Source organism: Collimonas rhizosphaerae (genome assembly GCF_038896935.1).
Classification (GTDB): Bacteria; Pseudomonadota; Gammaproteobacteria; order Burkholderiales; family Burkholderiaceae_D; genus Collimonas; species Collimonas rhizosphaerae.
On the sequence record NZ_JBANDC010000004.1, the window covers coordinates 250081 to 270067 of the forward strand.

Here is a 19987-nt window from a genome sequence, read left to right on the forward strand (position 1 = left end):
TGCCTTGAAGTTCCTTAAAGAAGAGCTTTTTCAACGACATTTGGCATTTCCCTCGCGAAGAATAGTACTAATTCGTAGACCCCATCCTTTGACGACTTATGGAAAGAATTAGCAAATGCCGAGGCGGCTTCAGTGGAATCCGCAAGGTAACTGTTTCACCGAGCATTGAGCCCAACAATACCGAACCCAAGGGCGTACCTTGGGCAACCATTCCGAGGTCTAGGTTGGTTTGGTGCGTCGTAATGCGAACAGAAACCGGAACATCCGGAGTGGATGCCTCGGCATAGGTTACCAAGTCGCCAACCTCAGCCTCAAATTCGTTTTCGTCAGTGTCTAGGACGAGTTCTTCCGGAGCCTGTTCATCTACTCGGGTAGCCAGGACGTCCTCAGACAATTCTGCCGACTCTTCCTCTGTTTGTTCCTCCTCCAGGACTTGCACATAGTCGGTAGGCAATGGAACAGAGCGCAGTTTGGCCAGAAAGCCAAACAACTTCTCAGCCTCGGCTTTTGGATTACGGAACCAATCGGTTGACCAAATACGCCATATGCGGCCATGCCAACCAAGACTTTCCAGAATTTCCTGGCGTATGCGGTCACGGTCACGTACGGATACTCCAGAATGGTAACTCGCACCATCGCATTCAATGGCTGCGAGGTATCCAGACCGGTAGTCCGGATGTTTGACGGCGATATCAATGCGGAAACCGGCAACACCCAGTTGCGGCACGACCTCATATCCCCTGGCGTGCAGTACATCGAGAACTGCAACTTCAAAGTCGCTGTCTGGCGGCAGGTCTGTCTCATTCTTCTTAGGCAGGACATTGTCGCGCGCGAATTCAAGATAATTGCGCAATGCCTGAGTACCCTCAGGTGTACTTTTATCGGCAACGATGTCTTCTGGACGCATCGAGCTATAAACCACCACAGATTTCCGCGCACGAGTAAAAAGCACGTTCAGGCGACGCCAGCCACCTTGACGGCTAATAGGCCCAAAGTTCTGCCGAACGACGTTGGTGCCAGGTGCCTTGCCGAATGTCGTCGAAATCATGATGCAGTCGCGCTCATCACCTTGAACGTTCTCAAGGTTTTTGACAAATAGCCCCATGCCGATGGCAGCCCACTTTTCCTTGAAATCGACCGCACCTGCCACGTTCTTCAGTCGCTGTTCAAGCATTTCTGAAATCAAATCCCGCTGCTTGACGTTAAGAGTGACCACACCCAAGGAATTCTCTGGTCGATGCAGAATATGGTCGACGACAGCATCCACAATACGCAGCGCCTCGATGTTGTTCATCTGATTATCGTAGACTCCGTCGCGGACGTAGTGGTAGCGTAGCCCCAAGCCCTTACTCTTGCCAAAAGGGGAAGGGAAGACGACTAAGGCGCCACGATAGAAAGCCTCATTTGAGAATGCAATAAGAGACTCGTGCTGGGACCTGTAGTGCCAGCGAAGCGTCCGGACAGGCTGAAAGTGGCTGATACAAACGTCCAGAATGCTTTCCGCATCTGTAGTAGCCAGTTGGTTTGGGCCTTCCCCATCGCCGTCAGCGGATGAAATGCGAGAGAAGAACGATGTCGGTGGCAATTGTTTCGGGTCGCCGACGACAACGAGCTGGGCTCCGCGCGCGATGGCTCCAAGAGCTTGCTCAGGTTTCAACTGCGAAGCTTCGTCCATGATGATTATGTCGAAGTTCAGATGTCCCGGCGCCAAATACTGTGCAACGGCCTGCGGCCCCATCATAAAACACGGTTTTAGCGCCTGTATCGCTCGACCAGCACTCAACAACATCTTTCGCAGGGGGACACGAGGTCGCTGCTGGGGAATCAGATGTTCGAGCAGACGGAGTTCGGTCTTGTCGCTCACCCTGGCGCCGGTAGCTCCAAAAGGAACCTTACTAGCTTGGATACAATCCCGAGCCACCTGACTTCCGCGCATCTTGATAATTTCCCTATCAATGCGGGCGAAATCTTCACGAACGGAGGTGTGGCGGGTGCCGCTGAACACTCGAAGGGCTTTGTGCGTTATAAAGGCCTGTTGGGCGATAGACGCGTAAAACCGAAAACTGAAGGCGTCCTTCAACTTTGGCGGGGGAAGCTGTCCGTCCTCCAACACTTTAATGAAGCCGTCCAAGCCAGCGGTCGCGGCTTCCTCACGAGCTTGGATGTACTGAGCCCAAGGCAGGAGAGATGACAATTGCGCGACAGCGATATTCGTCCGAGTAGACAGGCCTGCTACGTACTGAGTTACGTCCTCTGGGGCGGTGTCCGCCCAAAGACGCAGTTCGAATCTACCGAACTCGCTAATCGCTTTTTCGAAATCCGTAAGGTCTTGCCAGCCCTTGTGGATAGCAACGATGTACGATTTGAGTTTAGTGAAATTGTAGGTGCAGTCAGCGGAGAGCAATATTTGCTCGACCGGCGGCGGCAACTTCGAACCTTTTACCAAGGTACCGTAAGTATGCGCGGCAAATGCGGCCTCAAGCGCGGTGTCGCGCCCCTTAAACCTCGCGCCCAGCAAGGTTTTACCCGCGGTGTGTTGATTTATCGCATCGATACAGCGTGGAATGTTGTGACTCGCGATAATGGCGCGTAGGCCTCTAACGGCAGATTCATGTGGTTTGACGTACACCCCCAGTAAATCCACAGCTTTGGTCAGGATTGCACCAATTTCCGATGCCTTTCGAAGTTGCTCCGCCCAACGCGACGTACGAGCAAGGTTGGCCGTGGCTTCTCCACCAAGCATGGCGCTGTCCAAGATTGTGCTAAACCGTTGCAAAGACTGCAGTGCTTTCGCGACCACCTTCTCCTGAGCTTCTAATAATGCCAAGCGGCTTCTGTCTACCGTCAGTGGGTCAAAGGCTTCCAATGACACCTGATTGTCCGCCAGTGACTTTGAGGCTGTTGCGACCCAGTTGGCCACGGCAATCAGGTCGTCCAGAGGAGTTTGTTCCCCAGCAAAGTTAAAACCGCCAAAGCGCTTCAAGTTGCCGTCTTCGTTCCAGTCCTTGCGGCTCCTTTGATGTGCGCGAAGGGATTCCAGTTCTATTAATCGCTTTCGTGCTGACAGTTTAGCTTTGTCGCGTGACAATCGACGGTGCAATCCTATCGCCTTCCGCCATGGAGCTTGCAGAACGCGATACCACTTATCGCCTTCACGCAATACCTGAATGGCCTCTCGCAACTCCGGTTCACTGGGAACTGAATCGAGGTAAAGTTTGGCCTCGAAGTTCTTTTCGTTGGAATGGATTTCCCGAAGCCGGCTTTGAAGCCCTTGCATGGCCCCAACAGCGCTCAGGTCTCGCAATCCCTCATGCCGCAAGTGCAGCAGTTCGAGCGGAGCACTGTGAATGTGCTCACACATGGCCCCGATGCGCGCGACATCCGAAAAAGCGCCGTGAAAAGGAACATGAAACATCGTCGCAGACGCCTCCAGCTCGCTTAGAGCAATCGATGCATCATTAGTAGCTATAAACAAGCTCTTTTTCAGGTTATCCAATTCGTGTTGACCAACACCTGCCAGACCATAAGATTGAAGAGCACCTAGTATTTCATTAGCTTGTGCCAGCAATGCGGCACTCACTGGTTGGTTGCTTGTTAGCGAAGCATTTCGCTCCCGCTCGAGGGTCGCAATTAGTTTTTGCTGCTCAGCAATGTCGTTGAGAATACGAAGTCCTTCATTGCCGTGGGGGTCCACCTCGGTGAACAGAGCCGGAAGGAAAGAAAAATCGACCTCGGCCGGGTCTGCTGGCGTAACTTCGCACAAAGTGTTGACGAGTTTACCCGCGGCTTCGGACGACAGCGGAACAGATGTACTGACACCTAACAGGTCGCCGACGCTTTCAATAGCCGTATTGAAGCCACTCAGCAGCTCAGCGTTGGTCGAAAGTATGCGGTGTAGCGGGATGGTGTCCTCTGGTGTCAATTCGGTAGGAAAAAACCCCCAAAATGGATGTTCAGCGCTGAAGTCCTCAATCACGTCGTACTGCTCGGACAAGTACTTGAGACGGTCGCAAAGGGCCATGAACTTTGTGGTGGAAAGTTGGATAGCAGCCGGATACTCGATATTGGCAACCACCTCGGCTTGGTCCCCACAGCGTTGGCGATTGAGCTCGGACCGCCACATCACTTGATGAAGCGTCAGGTCGAGTTGATTTCCTTCGGTACTGTTGAGCAATTGGACGTAAGCACGCAGCTCATCCCGTTTCTCGGTCAGTTGCTCCAGCAGTTGGGGCAACTCTCCTATTGCGGGCTTTCGCAGCAATATTCGGCTTTCCAGGTCCTCTAGAACGCGCTTTTTGTTGGTCTTGTTACTATGGAGCTCCAGAACAAAGCGTTCCAGCCCAGCTTGCTCGAGACGGGACTTTACGACCTGCAACGCAGCGAGCTTTTCCGAGACAAATAACACGGTTTTGCCCGCTTGCAGGCTAGCGGCCACGATATTGGTGATTGTCTGCGACTTGCCTGTCCCGGGTGGTCCTTCGATAACCCGGCTCTTTCCTTCCAAGACGTCGATAAGCGCACTATGCTGTGAACTGTCGGCATCGTAAATGAGCGGTAAGTCGCCGCCCGGGTGCGCATCAATATCGTACTCGCTTGCATAGGTCGCTTCGCCAGCGGTGGACTGCTTCCCTTCAAATACCTGGCGAATGAGGGGGTGCGTGAGCAATAAGGACTTCTTCTCGCCATGCACCCAGGTTTCTGGGTCGATGTCCTTGACCATTAGCATGTTGGAAAACGAAAGAAGCGCCAGGGTCATCCGCCGGCGAACCGTCCACTCTGGCAGACTATCGACCGCTTTATCTACACGGGCAAGGTATAAGCCGACGCTTTCGTCGTTTTCGTCGTCGTAGACCGGCAAATTAAGGCCGAAGTCTCGCTTGACCTTTTCTCGAAGTGACAAGTTGTCTGTTAGTTCTTCGCCGGTGTAATTCACCTCGAACGTCGTGTATTGGCCAGAATCTGTTGCTGTGATGGTGACCGGCACGCAAAGCAGCGGTGCCTGGTAAAGCTTGTCACTATCCGGGCTTTCAGGAAATTCCAGAAATCCAAAGACCAGATAGAGCATGTTCGACCCGGTCTCCTCAATTGCTAGCCGAGCTTCGCGTTCAAGCTTACGGCCATGTTTACCCAATTCGTCGGCGTAATACAACGTACGAAGTTGGGTGGAGGACATTAAACTGCCGTCGACGGTAACTTCGCGTTCGCCTACGTTTGTCAAGTCGTAGGAGGTATTAATTCCCAACCTAGCTGCGTAGGTTCTGGCATCTGGGCGAACGAGCCGACCATTTTTCAATTCCCACTCGTTACTGGGCGGAGCCGGGACGACAGCGATATTTACGCCTTTTCCGGCGTCAATTACCATCCGTTTGAAGACACCGTCCAAATTGCTGTGGACAAACTGGAGGGTTTTTCCCGTTGCGCTCTTAAAATTGATGAGGCGATTTCGTCCAGTCAAATCCAAAAGGCGCAGCTTTAACTGATTCAGGGCCTCGTTGATTGGCACGCTGCCGGAAAATAGGTTCAGTTCTGGAGGCAATACCTCTTCTGAACTAACGTCGTCAGACTCGCTCATTGGTCACAACTCCCCTGGGTCTTCTTGTTGATTTTCCGCTAGCGCGTCGTTTTAGCTTGCGACTAGTGTCGTTTTATTTATCAAGAGTCTAATCCAGTTAGACCTGCCCAGCGATAGCAGCGAATTCTACCCGGACATTTTCCGGAGACTACCAGGGTTCTGATTGTCGCGACGGCCCATCGGCTCCAGTGTTTGCTGACGAGAAGACCATTTCGAACGAGCCCCCCATCAGACCAAGACTAATTTCAAACGAATGACACTTACTGTCTATAATACAACGTTCCATTGGGGAAATATCCAAATAAGCGCACAAATCAAAGGAGCTGATGTACGTTGACGCGGGACCGGCCCAGCCCTTGAGCTTGCGGGTCGAAAGCAGCTTGTTGTGACCGGCTCAAAACGGCCAATAGCAGCCGGTGATAACCTCTACGTAAATATCGAACAGTTATGACACCAGAACTCATCGAAGGCGCTTATTTCTCCTATGCGGAGCCGGTCACCTGGGATTGCTGCGCATCGTACATTTCGTTCGATAGTCAGCACCTTGCTCGTGTATATCAAGTTCCTGGTAGCTTTTTTAGGGTGCTCGGCTATGTCAAGGTACCAGGTGCTCCTCAGTTGATTGGGGAGTGGTGGACAGAGGAACATCGCGTGCAAGTGGAGTCAATAGGTGAAGCTAAGCAACTCGCTCAAGAATTTCTAGTTGCGGCTAAGTGATTGAACTTCCTCAATCGGCCAGGAGCGGCCAGTCGTGCTTGTATTCGTAAGCGGTCATGGATGGGTAAAAACGTCCCGCGACCAGCGGTTGTGCCTATATGTTTGCTCTCGGTTGAAATTTCGTAGCTATATGCCGGCCAGAATATGTCGCGCGACACCGTTGTTTCACAGCTGGTGTCATTTTTTAGAAGATAGTGCTAGTTATGACGTTAACTCGAATCGAATTTAGCCAAGAACATCCCCAAGAGTGGGCCGGGATGGGTGATTTTCTCTTGGTTTCTCCGAATGGAAATCACGAAATCCAGTTGCCCTACGTGGGCGAACCACCGTGGGGTGATTCGTATCATACAATTCAGATTGATGGTCACGATATCCCTGGTCTCGCCTGGGGATGTGCCTTTGCGATGTCTTCTTGTTCCCGCTACCTAGCTTTTTCTTGGATGCGTCAACGGTTTGAACGGAAAACCATGGTCGTTGACATGGAGGAACGTCGTTATACCATTCTTCCCAATTACATTTTCGTACTTGAGATAGAGTGGCCGTACATTCTGGGAGAGTGGGAAGGACGAAAGGGCAAAGACTACGAATTCAATGGCGCAGAATCATGGTTTCCTTATGCTGAGTCGTCCTGACTTTCAGAGATAGGCGGGATGTCCGTTTAGGTCGGCATTAAAAATCGACCAGCCTTTGCGGTAAGCAGCTCTATGAGTTCCAGTTGCATGTACTCATAACGTCCGCTTTTCGAAAGCGCGACCGACGCCTTAGGGTCGAAAGCACCCATTCACAGATGCCTACTATGGTCTCTGACGGGATTCGTACGTCGCCAACAAAAACGTGGTTACAGTTGTGGCTAAACCAACCACCAGTCGGGCGATTCTCGGATTTGCCGGCGGCGCATCCGGAGATTTTCCATGGCCATCACTCATCGCATTCCGCGCGGCATCCAAACCGTTCACAGCGGTTTCCATACCTGAGACCATTATCCTGATGCCAGGCTTGTCAAAATCGTTCTCGGCTCCACCGAGAAGTTTTAAGCAATCCTTAAGTCGTCGTCCTGTGCTTGCGTCCTTGGATGGCTGTTCCTCCTGCTTTTGATGATGAATCCATTTGATGGCGGATTCCAACATGGAACGTGCGGAGGTTATAGCCCCAGCAGGGTCGTGCAAGAGCCGGTCATGCGCCTTCTGTAAATCGCCAAGAGCTCCTGGACACATGCCGATTACATTATGCGAGAAGTCTGTCGGCATAAACGAGGCGTTTGGCGAAGAAAACGGGGGCGTTCCGTGAGGTAGAAGTCGCTGACGAGCGTATGTCGGCACTATGATTTCAAGCACAGCCCAAATATCGGCGTTATCGCGGATACTTGCAGAAACATAGACGGGAGGGTTTTCACCTTCTGTCGGCTGATTGCAGACATTAATATCACTCAAAATATAAAGTACCTGCTCGGATAACGCGTCTTCTATCGCTAGGTGCTGACGGAACTCCGACAACTGAATCGACGGCTTCTCCGGATTTTTTAGGTACACACAGCGGAGAAAGTGATATGCCTTGGCACAAAGGGAGGCAAACTTCATACTACCCGGCACCGAAAGCAAAAGCATTACACCGAGGCCGTAACCAGTTGGTCGATATATCGGACCTTCGACCTTCATTATTTGAGAGAGAGAATATATTTCCTCGCGGTAGCGAAGATGCAATACGTCAAAACGACTTACGCTGACAGGAGTGAGTGACTGCCAGTTTTTCAACATTTTTGTCAAAATATTCGCGTGATTTTTCGAATACTCCCATGTTTCTTTTGCACGCGTGACCGCTGAACTTCTCATAAAGCCACTTCGCGTCAGGGGTTGGGGAAATGTTCGCCGCTTTTCGAGCATTAAAAACCTTTCGCTATATTTTCAATTTCCGCGGCAGTTACCGCATCGAGAATTCATCTCGTTCAGTTCCACGGATTTCTCACATCTCAATTCGAACCAATATCTTGAACATTTTCAAGCTTGCTGAATATGTTCAAGATAAGTCGATTTTCCCACCCCGTGATTCGCGCGGTGACAATTGGTAAGGCAATCGTGCAAATTCCAATAGATATCATAGCGGCGGGGTCGTCCCCCAACCTTGAGCTCGACCGCCACACTGTCTCGGAGATAATCAACGAGAATTATTCTGCCACTTTCCACATCCGCGCGTCCAACGCCCCATTGCCTGTTAGGTGACGTATATGCGATTCCAAAAAATCGGGTTCGAGATTTCGAGAAGACCATCCCAGACGCGAGTGTTGCGCAAGAGACCGCGCAGTAAGTGCTGTTAGAATTTTTGAGATTCCCCCCACTTGTCCCCCCATCTATACTCGAGCTTAATATGTTGCTCCCATCATTTCGTGACTATCCCAGCTCTCGGTACAGGAGCTATGCACCGTCAGGTATATGTCAAGTCACCGAATCGCCAGCAGTGTCGCCGTTAGCTTCTAATGGAAGTTGCAAGGTCCGAGTCGGATAGAAGCCCGCGCGACCAACTCCTGGCAGTCCAGTGAACTCTACTGGTTCAAGAACGCTGGCCGTTTCAGAACGAATCTTTTCGTTCTCCAAAACAACCACTTGACCGAGGCCAGTCCATTCCGAAAGCCACTGGTAGAATCGTTCGGTCACAGTCGTCAACGGTATATCTTTGAGCTCCTCAGAGTTCGGGTCTGCATATGCCTTCAAGGGCGAATCAATGACCACGACACCCAGGTGCGGATATCCCTGACCAAGTGCATGTTCCATCAGGGCGATGGTCAAAGCCGCCAAGTACAGCGCGCGCCTGCCAGCGCCATAGCTCAGGCGTGGACGGTCGTTGATAAGCAAGTCACACTGCTCAGCATCTAGAGCGATATTTTCGATGTCGGCAAAGCCCCATGCTTCAAGCAGCACAAGGGATAAATCGGCAACAGCACGTCCTGCGGTTCCACCGTCACGATTCACCTGAATTTTTGGACGCACCTTAGATTTTTTGAGGCGCTCGATTTCAGCGGCCAACCGCTCCATCTCATCAAATATAGCAAGCTGCGCCGAAAGCTCGCTCCGGCGCACGGCCAGTGATTTTGGGTCTGCAGAGAATTCAATCCGTGCACCATTCACAATGACGGATTCGCGATTTTGCAGCACACTGAGGCAGTTAGTAAGGCCTTCAACCGATTGCTTCAGCTCAGAGAAACGTCGTTGCTCTCTTTCCAGCGCCGCTAGCAGACCGTACCGTAAATTCCTTATTTTTTCTGCCTCGGCAGCAATAGCTTCGCGGTAACGATTTGGCGCACCAGGGCGCAGGTCATTCGGGTCGACTTGCGTCTCCGTTGGCGTACCGCATAGAGGGCAATCAACGTTGGGAAGCTCTTGGAAAAACGCGACGCCCTCGTTGGTAGCTCCAAGCCGCTCAAGGTCATTGGAGTACTTCTGTTCAAGCATTTCGAAGCGACCAACCATTGAGCCAGAATGGTTGCGTTCATTGCTAGTCACTGTCAGCTTGTCCGTATTGTCAGCGATTTCTTTACGGAGTTCACGCAGTTTAGTTGCGCGGGCATCGTATTGGCTCGTCATCGCGGCCAAGACCTCATCGACACGTTCCAAAGCGTCCGCAACATCGTCGCGGTTTGTATCCGGCTGCAACCCTGCCTGAACACGCCGGAGCGCATCCTCAGCAGAGCTCAACTGCCCCTTGATTCTTTCAACCTCCGCAGACGATTTACGCAGTTGAACTGCAGCGTCGTCGGTCCCACTTAGGAACAGATTGAACGATGCCACGCGCTTAGGGACGCCAAATCCAGCGCCGCTCGTTGGGTCTTCGCTCAAAATGGCCGTCTGCGACAATAAGGACCAATGCCGCACATCGTCCCCAGTCACCGGACCACGGTCACTTGATGAGCGAAGAATTTGCTTTCCACCAGCTCCGGAAAGTTCAACCAACAGTTCGCCAATATCTTGCTCGAGCGACTCGAAGGCCTGTTCGTCAACAGCGCCCAATGACCGGCGATATACCGCAGCACTTCCCCCTATCAGACCACGCCGTACTTCGTATTCGTCCTCTTGGCTAGTGAAACGTAGTCGCAATTCCTGATAGCCCTCCGCCAATGGGAAGGATTTCGGCAATTTATCTCCACCCAGCAAATACCAAAGGCAATCGCGTATGTAAGACTTGCCGGTCTCGCTGGGACCTCGAATCAGGAATCGCTTGGGATGAAATGACAGCTCTGCATCTGTCAAATCTGGTCCGATAGACTGTAGTCGCCTTAGCGCGATTGCCATAGCGTTCCCCCATTATTGGAAACGGTTTCCAGCTCAGCTCCCCAAAGATGGCCGCTAGCAGCAAACTGTGCAGTCAGTTCAATCGAATCTGCCTGTCCAAATTTCTCTGCCGCCCAATGGCATCGCGCCTCAAGTTGTCGCAAATATTTTGACATCAACGAGCTGGTCATGGTTCGTGCTACATCCCCCGCAAAATATGTAATGCCATTAGCATCCCAATCAGCTGTGACGAGGCCACGAGTACTCATCAAATACAGGCCTTGCTCGATGAGTTCTCGCCTGCTGAGTAGCTCGGCGCCTCGAAATGGAACTGGTGTGTGCAAGCTGCTGGGGCCGTTCAAGTCGGCCGAATAAACAATTGCATAGTCAAGCAGAACCAGCTTTTGTAAGTCGCCTCCGCGCGGTGCCAGAGCCTTTAGGAGGTAGACCATCCTCAGTCCAAGTTCGAACGGAGAATTGAATACGGCAATCGTGGGCTTACGTTTCATTTGACCCATTTTAGCTTCTTCAGATTTACCAGATGGTGGCATGAGCCAGGTAGGTCGCCAGGGCGCAGCCGTGGCGCCAAAACGCTATCATCGACCCGCAACGTAGAAACACCGGCAATGCCAGCTTCAAGGCGGTCAAGCCCCGATTTATGCTTCAGGCTGTTGATGCTCGGACGCACACCTACCAGTACCATGTTCAATAGCTCGTTGAATTCCTCTTCGCCGTATAAGTCTCGACTGAACATCCTCAATCCTTCAGCACAGTAGAACAACGCTCGATGGTCCTGTAGGCTTTCATCGAAGGGAGCCGTCTTCATGACATCATCCAGGCTCATGGCAAGTCCGTTGTGTTCTGAGTACACCCTTATGAGTTCCTCAACATAGATTTGTTCGTCAATGCTGGGTAGTGACGGCGCACCAGGGTCATCGCCACGTTCTGATTCGATACCAAACAGCTCAAAATGAGCACGCCGGTTTAACTCATGCCACTGTAAAAGGTCTCTGAGCTGACATTCACGAATGAGTCCGAAGTTAAAGCTCTGAATCATGGCGAGCAAGTCTTCAGTCAGCTCATCTGCACGGCCCTTGAACCCTGTCTTCTCCGCTTTCCAGTCATCCACAAATCGCTGTTTCAGCAATGCTGGATTGGCCATTAAATCATGCAGGTCGTTGCCAACGCCCTTAGGCGCACAAAGGTAATAAAAACGAGGTTGCGGATATGTTCCCGCAAGTAGATGCTTAAAAAATTTTGCCAGTTCAGGAAACACGTCAGATGGAGTCAGCCCGGCTGCGTAGTGCTTGGCTTGAAAAAGGTCCCAGCGGTCCGCTTCTAGAGTGGCTATCAACCGAGCTTCGATATCTCGTCCACCGTCGCCAGCGCCGCCCAGTTTCTTGACGAACGCGTATTTCGCCCCGCCATCAAGCTGTCTCAGCACGCATGCGGCTTCAATGAATTGTTCCCATTGGTCGGGAGAGAAATGTAGTACTTGGGCCGATGGAGGCAAAGCCCCTCGCTTGGCCACGAACCTATTTTTGCGCTTTCTGCTCGATTGTTTGGGCTGGTTCGGCATATGTCTGAGGCCAGCTCGAGGGCATGGCAGCGCTACATCTCTCGTTCTTGTGTCAGGTCATCTTGGACGCGTTGGACTCGCACTTTGCCGCTCGCTTTTCAAAACAAGCAACTACCGGTCGATGGAATCTTAGCATGCTGTTGAGAAATTGAATTATTAATTGGCAACTTCTTTGAGCAGAAGTCGTTATTTCCCATGGGAGTAGAAGCCCGCAGTGAGGCCTTGGCTAGTCATTTAGGGCACTTCTATGAAACGATTGAATCGTTAAAATTTGCTTTCAAAAATGCAATATTATGTCTAAGTTAACGTATCCTAGAATTTTGTGCCCTTACTTGTATGTCAATGACAGGCAACAATCAATTTCACGTTGGAATCCCTTTCGGGTTTAAAGCTGGCCGGATACTTGCCCCCGCTGACGTCGAGTCAGGATTGGCATGTGATTGCCGCTGCCTTCAATGCGATGGGCTCTTGATTGCTAAGAAAGGGACGAAGAGAGTCTGGCATTTTGCGCACCATAATGTCATTGCAACTCAGTCTTGCATCGAGACTGCCATCCATGCCGCAGCCAAACAGATATTGCTGGACGCGAATTGGATAAATCTGCCGGAAAAGCGGATTACCGTTTCTGGCAGGACAAAATCAGGCGCGACTCACACAAAGAGCAAGTTGCTCTTAGAACCGCGTACTGTTCGATTCGAGTACTGCCGAGACGAGGTATGGGAAACAAATATTCGTCCGGACGTGATTGGATATCGAGGTAACCGACGCCTATTAGTTGAAATGTTTTTCACACATAGAGTAGACGAAGCCAAGCGACATAAGCTTGACGAACTCAACCTGCCGAGCATCGAAATTGACCTTTCAAACCTAAAACACGACGCCGATTTCGAAGCAGTGAGCCAACGCGTCCTACACGATGTAACCGAAAAGGAATGGCTGTTCTACCCAAGAGAGAAGCAAGAGCAGGCAGCTTTGCGCAATGTGCTAGAACGGGAAATTGCGCAGTTGGACCTAAAACACGAACGTCAACTGTCAAACCAGAAACGAAAGCAAGAGGCCAGACAGCGAGAGATAGAGAAGAAAAATAAAAATATCGCTGACGCAAATGAACGTTACAGAACTCTACCGCGATTGGAAAAAGAACGCCTCCTACGTGAGTCCTTGAACATAACCGGGGTATGGCCCTACTACCTTAATAAAGCAAGCGAACAAGCTGCTGCCGTCAATGAACTGCCGCGGATATGGCAAGCGGCCCTGTTTTCCCGATTTGTTTATGGAAAAAGCACTGCCGGCCAGAGACTACAGGTGGACACCATTCAGGAATGGGTCATAGATAGATTTGGTGTGATTGATAACCGACGATACGACGCACAAACCGCCGTAAAGCAATTTCTTGGCTACCTCCGCGCATGCGGCTTTATTGCCAAGTCCCCTTACAATCCCTACGAAGATACTTACTACGAGGTGGTGCATGATGCATTGACTCCTCCCTCTCGAAAATATCCGAAGGAAGACATGCGTGGCGCAGCTCCGAGTCCGATTGTAGTAAACAGCGCATCATTTAGTTCGCCTGCTAAAGTACATTCCACCTCAACTCGCTGGCTGTGGCGAGCAAGCTGGCCCAGTAGAGCAGATATGCTTGGTGCCGCTGGCATTCATATTGAACACTCACCACATAAGGAACTTTTACGGCACGCAATTGAAGCACTATCACCTCAGAGCCGCCCGCATAATCCTCTTGACGCGGCTATACAATTGGAGAGTCAGGGAGTACCAAGAGACGTTACATTAGATTTTTTTGTGAGTCTAGGCTTGGTTTTAAAGCCTCCGCGGTCACTATAACTACGTGCATCTTAAGTTGACGTCCATGCTGTTTTTTTCTCATGAGCACCCTGACAACCGATGATGCGACTCCCCTGGAGCCACTTAAATCGCATGTTGCATGCATCCAAAATGCTGTCCGGAATAGCCGAGTTCTCTCAGACACAGATGGCGCTCGTGCGTTACAAGGCTTCACTTTCGACTGGATTTATTCTTTTTGACAGGGTCAGTCTGTCCTCGCTCCGGCGCAATCGTTGGCTCTTCCAATTGTTCTTGTGTAATACCCAATCGGATAGCATTCGCAATATGTCGCACGAATCTCTCGTCAAACCACCGAAGAGTTTTTTGAAGCTCACTGTACTTGTCTTGCTCACGCTTCACTTTCTGTTCCCAAATACTTTGGGTAGGTGCCTTATTTTTTGGGATTTTTCCCGTTTTATGAAACTCTCGGCAAGCACTAGTCTTCGCTGCATAAGCTGCCTTAATATCGTCGTGAGCCTGCAGTCCTTGGCGAGTCCAGACGTGACCTGTCTCCTTCAATACCAGCGCTACGACCCCCTCCCAAGTTAGGATTTTCTGCAATGGCCAATCTTCTATAAGGCCGACGATAAATTGAACACGTTGGCCTGTTAATTTTCTCCGTGTTTGTTTGCGTTTGCGAGGCTGCACAATTACCTCCGAGCGACGTTTTTTTCTCGCGGTTGCGGAGTACCCAGGTGAATAAACATCCCGTCCGGAATGGTAGGGTCATTATGTATCTCAAGTATTGTCTCAAGTCTTTCAACCGTCTGTTTCTGATGGTCAAGCCAGTTGTCTACGCCATACGTTCCGTCGCGCTTTTCTTTCTTGCTCAAATCCAGTTGGAATTTTGTTTCCTCCAACAATTCAGTTGTGTACGTTACCTGAATTGGATTCCCTTTTTCAAGAAAATGCTCACCGCACGAACTACAATCACGATGCAACGGACATGGGAGTCCAGAAAAATCATGCACACAAACGCCAAGGTCAGTCACATGTGCCGCCATCGTGCGCGTCGCAATGAATTCCTCTCGTTTCACAGGGTCGTTAATTCTGATAGCGGAGTCAGCAATGACTCCCTGTACCTCACCACGTTGTAATTTTTCGCGGATGCTTCGCGCCAACGCCAGCCCAGTCATGTGGTTATAGGGCTCGTTATGACGGGCATCAGTGCGCCCCATCCAACGACTGAGCTCCATCTCAGGTAATCCTCCTTCATTTGCCAACGTATTCAGCCAATGACGAACTTGACGTGCGGTTACTCTCAGTGGTTTCCCGTCCTCATCACGATATCCTGTGCGCTCGAAAATCGAGGGGCTTTCGCCTCTACCTGCAAGATAGTCACTCAGCTGCTGGTCTGTCATCAGCAACGCTGTGCCGTTCAAAGTAGGTTTTTTCGAATGAAAGAAATTGACACCAACGACAAATAACATCTCATGAAGTGCGTAATCGGCTTCTCCTCCGGGAAACACTTCGGTTTTACGCGTAAAGGTCGCAAGACACTCTTCAAGGTCGCCCTTCCGTATCGCCTGTATCCATCTACCGCTATCTGTCTCTTTTTTGTAGACATGGAGTTCATCGTGTAGCGCAACGAACTGCCTTCCACTTGCGCCATTTTCGCTAGAAGCGAGACCCACGGCGCGTTCCACTTCCTGCATGCTCAACAGATAGTCGTCGCATACGGCGGGCCAAGGTTCACGTAGTAGCGTCCCTGCCGGATTACTCGCAATAAATTCTGCTATCTGACGAAACGGCTTAGTAATACGTAGAATGTCATCGATGGCGCGTCTCGCCAAGTCACTCGCAATCGTTGGCAGCCATTTTGTTCGAGTCTGAACATGCGCTTTTTTTCCCGGCACATCCCGTATTCCGTATCGAATCACCGGTTTTCCAAATTGGTTTACGATAGGAAAACCATCTTTCGTCTCTTGTAGCTCTTCTCGCCAACACTCCTTCGGCAAGGTGAGTAACTCCCCCATACGCCAGCCTCCACAAATGAGCAACTCAAGTGCTCGTTGGCGCAACAGGTCATTATCATTCAAGGGAAGATTGGATATCTCGGCAAGTGCAGCCAGAATTATGTCGGACGGAAGCTTGCGTCTGCGGTCCTCTTCAAAATCATCGCCATGACGACTTTGAATCGACACATCATTTTCAGTTTCCTTCGGAACGGTATTCGTCCACCCAATTCGTATTGGCGCCAATCGGTGGGTATCTATCATTTTCGCAATGCTGGCGAGTTTCACCCCGATTCGATATCTGGACGCCTCTGCCTCGCCGCGCTTCTTGCACAAGTCAACGGCGACGTCAAAATCCGCGTGCATTAAATCCACAGGATTGGAACTCCGAATTCCGAACCCTGCGTAAAGATAGCGGAAGGCGCGAACGGTAACCATGTGGTCGGTTTGGTTCAACCCCTTGTTGGAGCGGCGTTCCGCCGCACATATTGTCGCCTTGACGAAGGCACCAAACGGTTCTGGGAAAGGGACTGCATTTTCGAACTTAGTTTTCTTAACAAAGTTTGCGTTGAACCACAAAATTGCTTTCTTGCGCGCGCTGGATGCGCGGCTTTTTTGCGGTACAGTCCACGTCACTGCGTCAAAATCGACAACGCCAAAGGGATTTGCGGACCTCGCAAGCTCGACGAACTCAAACAGTGTTTTTTCAGTGCTTTTGTGGGCAGAACTTTTGATTTTCTTCATCTCAAATTTCTCCCAGTGCAAGGTGTGTTTTTAAAACGCCTAATCACTTTTTTCACAGCCAGAATCGGCAAGTCGTTCGCCTGTGTAATTTCAGGAGAAGCGTCTCGCTTCAGAAGAAGCTGTCTTTCTTCCAAAAGGAATTCAAGTACTTTCTCATGGGGCGCGTCTAGTCAGAATTTGTAATTACCGCAGGTGTAGCAGGTGTGGCAGGCGACCGCCGCATTGACTCCGCAGAATGAAAAATTTCCGCAGCTACCAACTTGAGTGACATACTTTTTTTCACCAGCCGCGTCGAAATCCACATACATCAAATCCAGTGAATTGGCACGTTGGAAAGAGCCCGACAGCGATTTTTCAGTGTTTCTGTCGGTCGATTTTTTGATTTTCTTCATCTCAAATTTCTCCGAGTTCAAGGTGCATTTTTTTACAGCGCCTAATCACTTCTTTCACAGCCAGAATCGTCAAATCGTTCGCCTGTGTAATTTCAGGAAAAGCGCCTCGATTCAGAAGACGCTGCCTTTCTTCCAGGAGAAATTCAAGTACCTTCTCATGGGGCGCGTCTAGCCAGGCTTGATATTTACGACAGGTGTAGCAGGCGACCGGCGCATTGAGTCCGCAAAATGAAAAATTTCCGCAGCTACCCACGTAATCGAGCCGGTCCATTTTTTTGTTTGCAAATCGAATGCGGCTCGCAGGGTCATTGCTGCGCACGGCATGCTGCTCGTTGGGAATAACCATTCCAAAGAAAGCCTGGATATGAGGCGTCAGACTAGCGGTCAACGCATTGTCCAGATGTATAACCGTATCAGAGCGATTATTGAAGTAGACATGGACGTGCTGCAGGTCGGTGTGGTCCAAAGCGTCTGCCAATTCGGATTTGGACGCACCGTCACGCACGAGACGCGTCGCAAAGGAATAGCGCAGGCGCCGCGGTGTTAGGGAAAGCGGCGACCCATCCATGGCCTTCAAACCGCTCGCTGCGGCGAAACGATTTAACACCTGACCGAATTCTCCCTTCGGCCAACGAAACGCGTGCGAAGAAAAAGACGTAGTGGTTAATTTGGGATGCGCTTTTAGCCGCCGGAATAGAGGTCGTTCAAATAGCCCGTTTTCCCTAACGGCTTCGCTCATCTGTGAATCCGCGTTTTCCTGTATCAATTCTTCCAAAAGCCGCCCGATTTCCGGGTCGAGTGGCCTGCTCTTGAATCCAGTTCTCAGAACGGCATCGCGTTTTTTAATCCTCGGTATTCGGAGCGAGTAGGAGACACCGCCGTCGGTTAAGGCCGTCTTTATTAAGTCCTCTTCGTTTAGCAGCCAGAGATTTTTTGGATTGGTACCAAATGCCAGGAACAGCCATACCGCGGCGAGGACTGCCGTTGGCAAAACGCGCTCACCTGTGGCTTGTCGAAGATACGCAGCAACTGCGTCAAGCTCATACGGGCGCAATGGCCCCGCGTTGGGGTCATCACTCATGACCGCGACACCCTTTGCATTGCCGCCGATGACGCGATTTTCTAAAATAGTTGCTTCTTCGTAGTCAAATCCCTCGAATCCCGCGTCAGTGCACCATAGGTAAAAGCGCCGAAATGCATCTAGGTAATTTGGAATTGTCCCCGCACTGATTTTTTTCTGTGTTTGTAGTAATTTCCGAATGCGCTCATAAAATCCTGTATTTAAGGCTGTTGGATTATTGACTCTGACATTATCCGCAACTGCATATTTAAACAGAGATGCCAGATAGTTGAATTGAGACGAAGCATAAGCAGGACTTCCTCGGCGAACGAGATTTCTAAAGTGCGCCTTAAGCGCTAGTAACGTTCGTCCAGCAACAAGAGGCATCAAAGCCCAGTTCAAACATTCCCGTGGACCTATTTGCCATTCCACGCCCGACGTATCGACCACGTCGCCTGAAAATGCAATGACATCGGTTGATGACGGCTCAGCATATTCGTCGTCGAAGTCTGGGACGGGCTGAAGCGGCGTTTTCATTTTGGCTCCTTATACAAGTCCTTCGCTTGCATTCTCAATATTTTTTTATTTGTCGACTTTTCAATCGCCCCCGCGGCATAGTGCTCCGGCATGGTGGAGTGTGGCTTCCAGCCCATCGCATATATTTGGTCGCGCCTACTTATGGACTGGTCGTCACCGTGTTCTTCAGCATCTTCGGTATAACGTTCGTTCCAATCGTGTCGCAACATTTGGTGGCACAACTGGCCGAGCTGCGGATAATGCCGACGCAAGGTTTCAATGACTTGCCGAAAACCTCTGTCTCCCATCGGTTCGCCACGATAATTGGTGATGAGATAGGGATTTTTCCTAGCTTGCGGGAACATGTTTTTGTCGGACCGCTGCGTCATAATCCAATCGGAAACCGCGTCACTGAGTTCATCCCCAAGTTCCAGAATTCTGCCCCTGGTTTTTGCTTGCGCCGGAATTTTCCTTGTATCCTCGGGGTCGTCATGACGACGATGAATCACGACGGTCGCTGGGTAACGACTAAAATCGAAATCTCGAGTCTTTAAGCCGCGTACCTCGCCACCGCGGGGTCCCAATGCAAATTCCAGCATCAAGAGCACGTAGTTACGAAGCCGCAATTTTTCACCGAAAGGATTCTCCGGGCAATCTGGTCGGATGACTCGCAGAAATAGCTCACGTTGCTCGAGCAACATGCCTTTGCGTTCACCTGGCACCGGGGATTCGGCATCGACACGAGGTGCCACGCTTTTGGCGCGCTTCAAAAATCGTAGAAGCGCTGCATTCGCTGCGGCACGCTTGTTGTCGTCAACGATGCGAGCAATGATTGGCTCGGCAATCCAATTGATGTAATGAATGAATACCCGAAAGCGCAATGCGGCATATGAATTTCCGACCACCGTTATTGACTCTTGAAGTCCTGACCGCCGGCATCGGTCGGCATACCCAGCGAGTTCATCCAAAGTCAGAAATCGCCCCTTCGCGACGCGCATAACGAGGTCTACTTCCCTTTGCTCCACGAACTCGAGGGCCATGCCCATGGCGCGAAGAAGTTGTCGAATGTAATTCGCAGTAAGCCCTTTCGAGCGATACATGACGAGCATGAACCAAGTGACTGCGTAGCATGGCACGCCCAGCGGGCCGCCTTTGACCAGGATAGGCAAATGTTCGCCCGTGGATAGTTTCACTTCCCGAATGGAGTAATCCTTCACAATCCCCCCGTGCTGGCGTCAAAAATGTTAAATCAATGTAGACTACCGCGGCGAGAAAGTAAACCAATAAAATTTCACATGTGTTTGAATATAAAGGATTTTTTATTACTGACGCTATACTATTCAACACATAA

At 50.7% G+C, this 19987-nt stretch carries 13 protein-coding genes; 3 read left to right on the forward strand and 10 right to left on the reverse strand.

Annotation, left to right across the window (positions count from 1 at the left end):
• Positions 1-67: 67 nt before the first annotated feature.
• The gene (locus V8G57_RS07505) at positions 68-5572 is read right to left on the reverse strand and encodes a DUF4011 domain-containing protein (RefSeq protein ID WP_342828852.1); all 5505 of its coding nucleotides are present in this window, start codon (positions 5570-5572) and stop codon (positions 68-70) included.
• A 447-nt stretch (positions 5573-6019) separates the two neighbouring features.
• On the opposite strand from V8G57_RS07505, the gene V8G57_RS07510 reads away from it, so the two are divergent.
• Complete coding sequence (locus tag V8G57_RS07510) at positions 6020-6289, forward strand: hypothetical protein (RefSeq protein WP_342828853.1); 270 nt, start codon at positions 6020-6022, stop codon at positions 6287-6289.
• A 203-nt stretch (positions 6290-6492) separates the two neighbouring features.
• The gene (locus V8G57_RS07515; RefSeq protein ID WP_342828854.1) at positions 6493-6921 is read left to right on the forward strand and encodes a hypothetical protein; all 429 of its coding nucleotides are present in this window, start codon (positions 6493-6495) and stop codon (positions 6919-6921) included.
• A 162-nt stretch (positions 6922-7083) separates the two neighbouring features.
• Here V8G57_RS07515 and V8G57_RS07520 read toward each other — a convergent pair whose 3' ends face one another.
• From V8G57_RS07520 to V8G57_RS07535, 4 genes are all read right to left on the reverse strand, one after another.
• Positions 7084-8118 carry an abortive infection family protein gene (locus V8G57_RS07520; RefSeq protein WP_342828855.1) on the reverse strand — a complete coding sequence of 345 codons (1035 nt, stop codon included), beginning with the start codon at positions 8116-8118 and terminating at the stop codon, positions 7084-7086.
• Positions 8119-8718: 600 nt separating this feature from the next.
• Complete coding sequence (locus V8G57_RS07525) at positions 8719-10413, reverse strand: hypothetical protein (protein ID WP_342828856.1); 1695 nt, start codon at positions 10411-10413, stop codon at positions 8719-8721.
• A 140-nt stretch (positions 10414-10553) separates the two neighbouring features.
• Positions 10554-11066: an ABC-three component system middle component 2 gene (locus V8G57_RS07530; protein ID WP_342828857.1), complete on the reverse strand. Its 513-nt coding sequence runs from the start codon at positions 11064-11066 to the stop codon at positions 10554-10556.
• Entirely contained in the window at positions 11054-12127 is a 1074-nt protein-coding gene (locus V8G57_RS07535; protein WP_342828858.1) for an ABC-three component system protein, read from the reverse strand. The genes V8G57_RS07530 and V8G57_RS07535 overlap by 13 nt, the downstream gene beginning before the upstream one ends.
• 468 nt (positions 12128-12595) lie before the next feature.
• On the opposite strand from V8G57_RS07535, the gene V8G57_RS07540 reads away from it, so the two are divergent.
• On the forward strand, positions 12596-13969 hold the full coding sequence (locus V8G57_RS07540) for a hypothetical protein (RefSeq protein ID WP_342828859.1): 1374 nt from the start codon (positions 12596-12598) through the stop codon (positions 13967-13969).
• A 171-nt stretch (positions 13970-14140) separates the two neighbouring features.
• Here V8G57_RS07540 and V8G57_RS07545 read toward each other — a convergent pair whose 3' ends face one another.
• The 5 genes from V8G57_RS07545 to V8G57_RS07565 all read right to left on the reverse strand — a co-directional run bounded on the left by V8G57_RS07545 (position 14141) and on the right by V8G57_RS07565 (position 19853).
• Positions 14141-14617, reverse strand: coding sequence for a hypothetical protein (locus V8G57_RS07545; RefSeq protein ID WP_342828860.1), 477 nt, complete (start codon positions 14615-14617; stop codon positions 14141-14143).
• A 2-nt stretch (positions 14618-14619) separates the two neighbouring features.
• Positions 14620-16668, reverse strand: coding sequence for a hypothetical protein (locus V8G57_RS07550; protein WP_342828861.1), 2049 nt, complete (start codon positions 16666-16668; stop codon positions 14620-14622).
• Between the two features lie 170 nt (positions 16669-16838).
• The gene (locus tag V8G57_RS07555; RefSeq protein WP_342828862.1) at positions 16839-17060 is read right to left on the reverse strand and encodes a hypothetical protein; all 222 of its coding nucleotides are present in this window, start codon (positions 17058-17060) and stop codon (positions 16839-16841) included.
• 1 nt (position 17061) lies between these two features.
• Positions 17062-18657, reverse strand: a complete 1596-nt coding sequence (locus tag V8G57_RS07560; RefSeq protein WP_342828863.1) for a tyrosine-type recombinase/integrase — start codon at positions 18655-18657, stop codon at positions 17062-17064.
• A complete protein-coding gene (locus V8G57_RS07565; RefSeq protein WP_342828864.1) occupies positions 18654-19853 on the reverse strand; it encodes a tyrosine-type recombinase/integrase in 1200 nt (399 codons plus the stop codon). Before V8G57_RS07565 ends, V8G57_RS07560 begins: the two co-directional genes overlap by 4 nt.
• Positions 19854-19987 lie beyond the last annotated feature (134 nt).

What these genes read in the sequence shown, in the direction of transcription:
- V8G57_RS07510 (WP_342828853.1), top strand. Translation starts at nt 6,020, where the DNA reads ATGACACCAGAACTCATCGAAGGCGCTTATTTCTCCTATGCGGAGCCG.
- V8G57_RS07550 (WP_342828861.1), bottom strand. Translation starts at nt 16,668, where the DNA reads ATGAAGAAAATCAAAAGTTCTGCCCACAAAAGCACTGAAAAAACACTG.
- V8G57_RS07505 (WP_342828852.1), bottom strand. Translation starts at nt 5,572, where the DNA reads ATGAGCGAGTCTGACGACGTTAGTTCAGAAGAGGTATTGCCTCCAGAA.
- V8G57_RS07535 (WP_342828858.1), bottom strand. Translation starts at nt 12,127, where the DNA reads ATGCCGAACCAGCCCAAACAATCGAGCAGAAAGCGCAAAAATAGGTTC.
- V8G57_RS07560 (WP_342828863.1), bottom strand. Translation starts at nt 18,657, where the DNA reads ATGAAAACGCCGCTTCAGCCCGTCCCAGACTTCGACGACGAATATGCT.
- V8G57_RS07555 (WP_342828862.1), bottom strand. Translation starts at nt 17,060, where the DNA reads ATGAAGAAAATCAAAAAATCGACCGACAGAAACACTGAAAAATCGCTG.
- V8G57_RS07530 (WP_342828857.1), bottom strand. Translation starts at nt 11,066, where the DNA reads ATGGGTCAAATGAAACGTAAGCCCACGATTGCCGTATTCAATTCTCCG.
- V8G57_RS07520 (WP_342828855.1), bottom strand. Translation starts at nt 8,118, where the DNA reads ATGAGAAGTTCAGCGGTCACGCGTGCAAAAGAAACATGGGAGTATTCG.
- V8G57_RS07515 (WP_342828854.1), top strand. Translation starts at nt 6,493, where the DNA reads ATGACGTTAACTCGAATCGAATTTAGCCAAGAACATCCCCAAGAGTGG.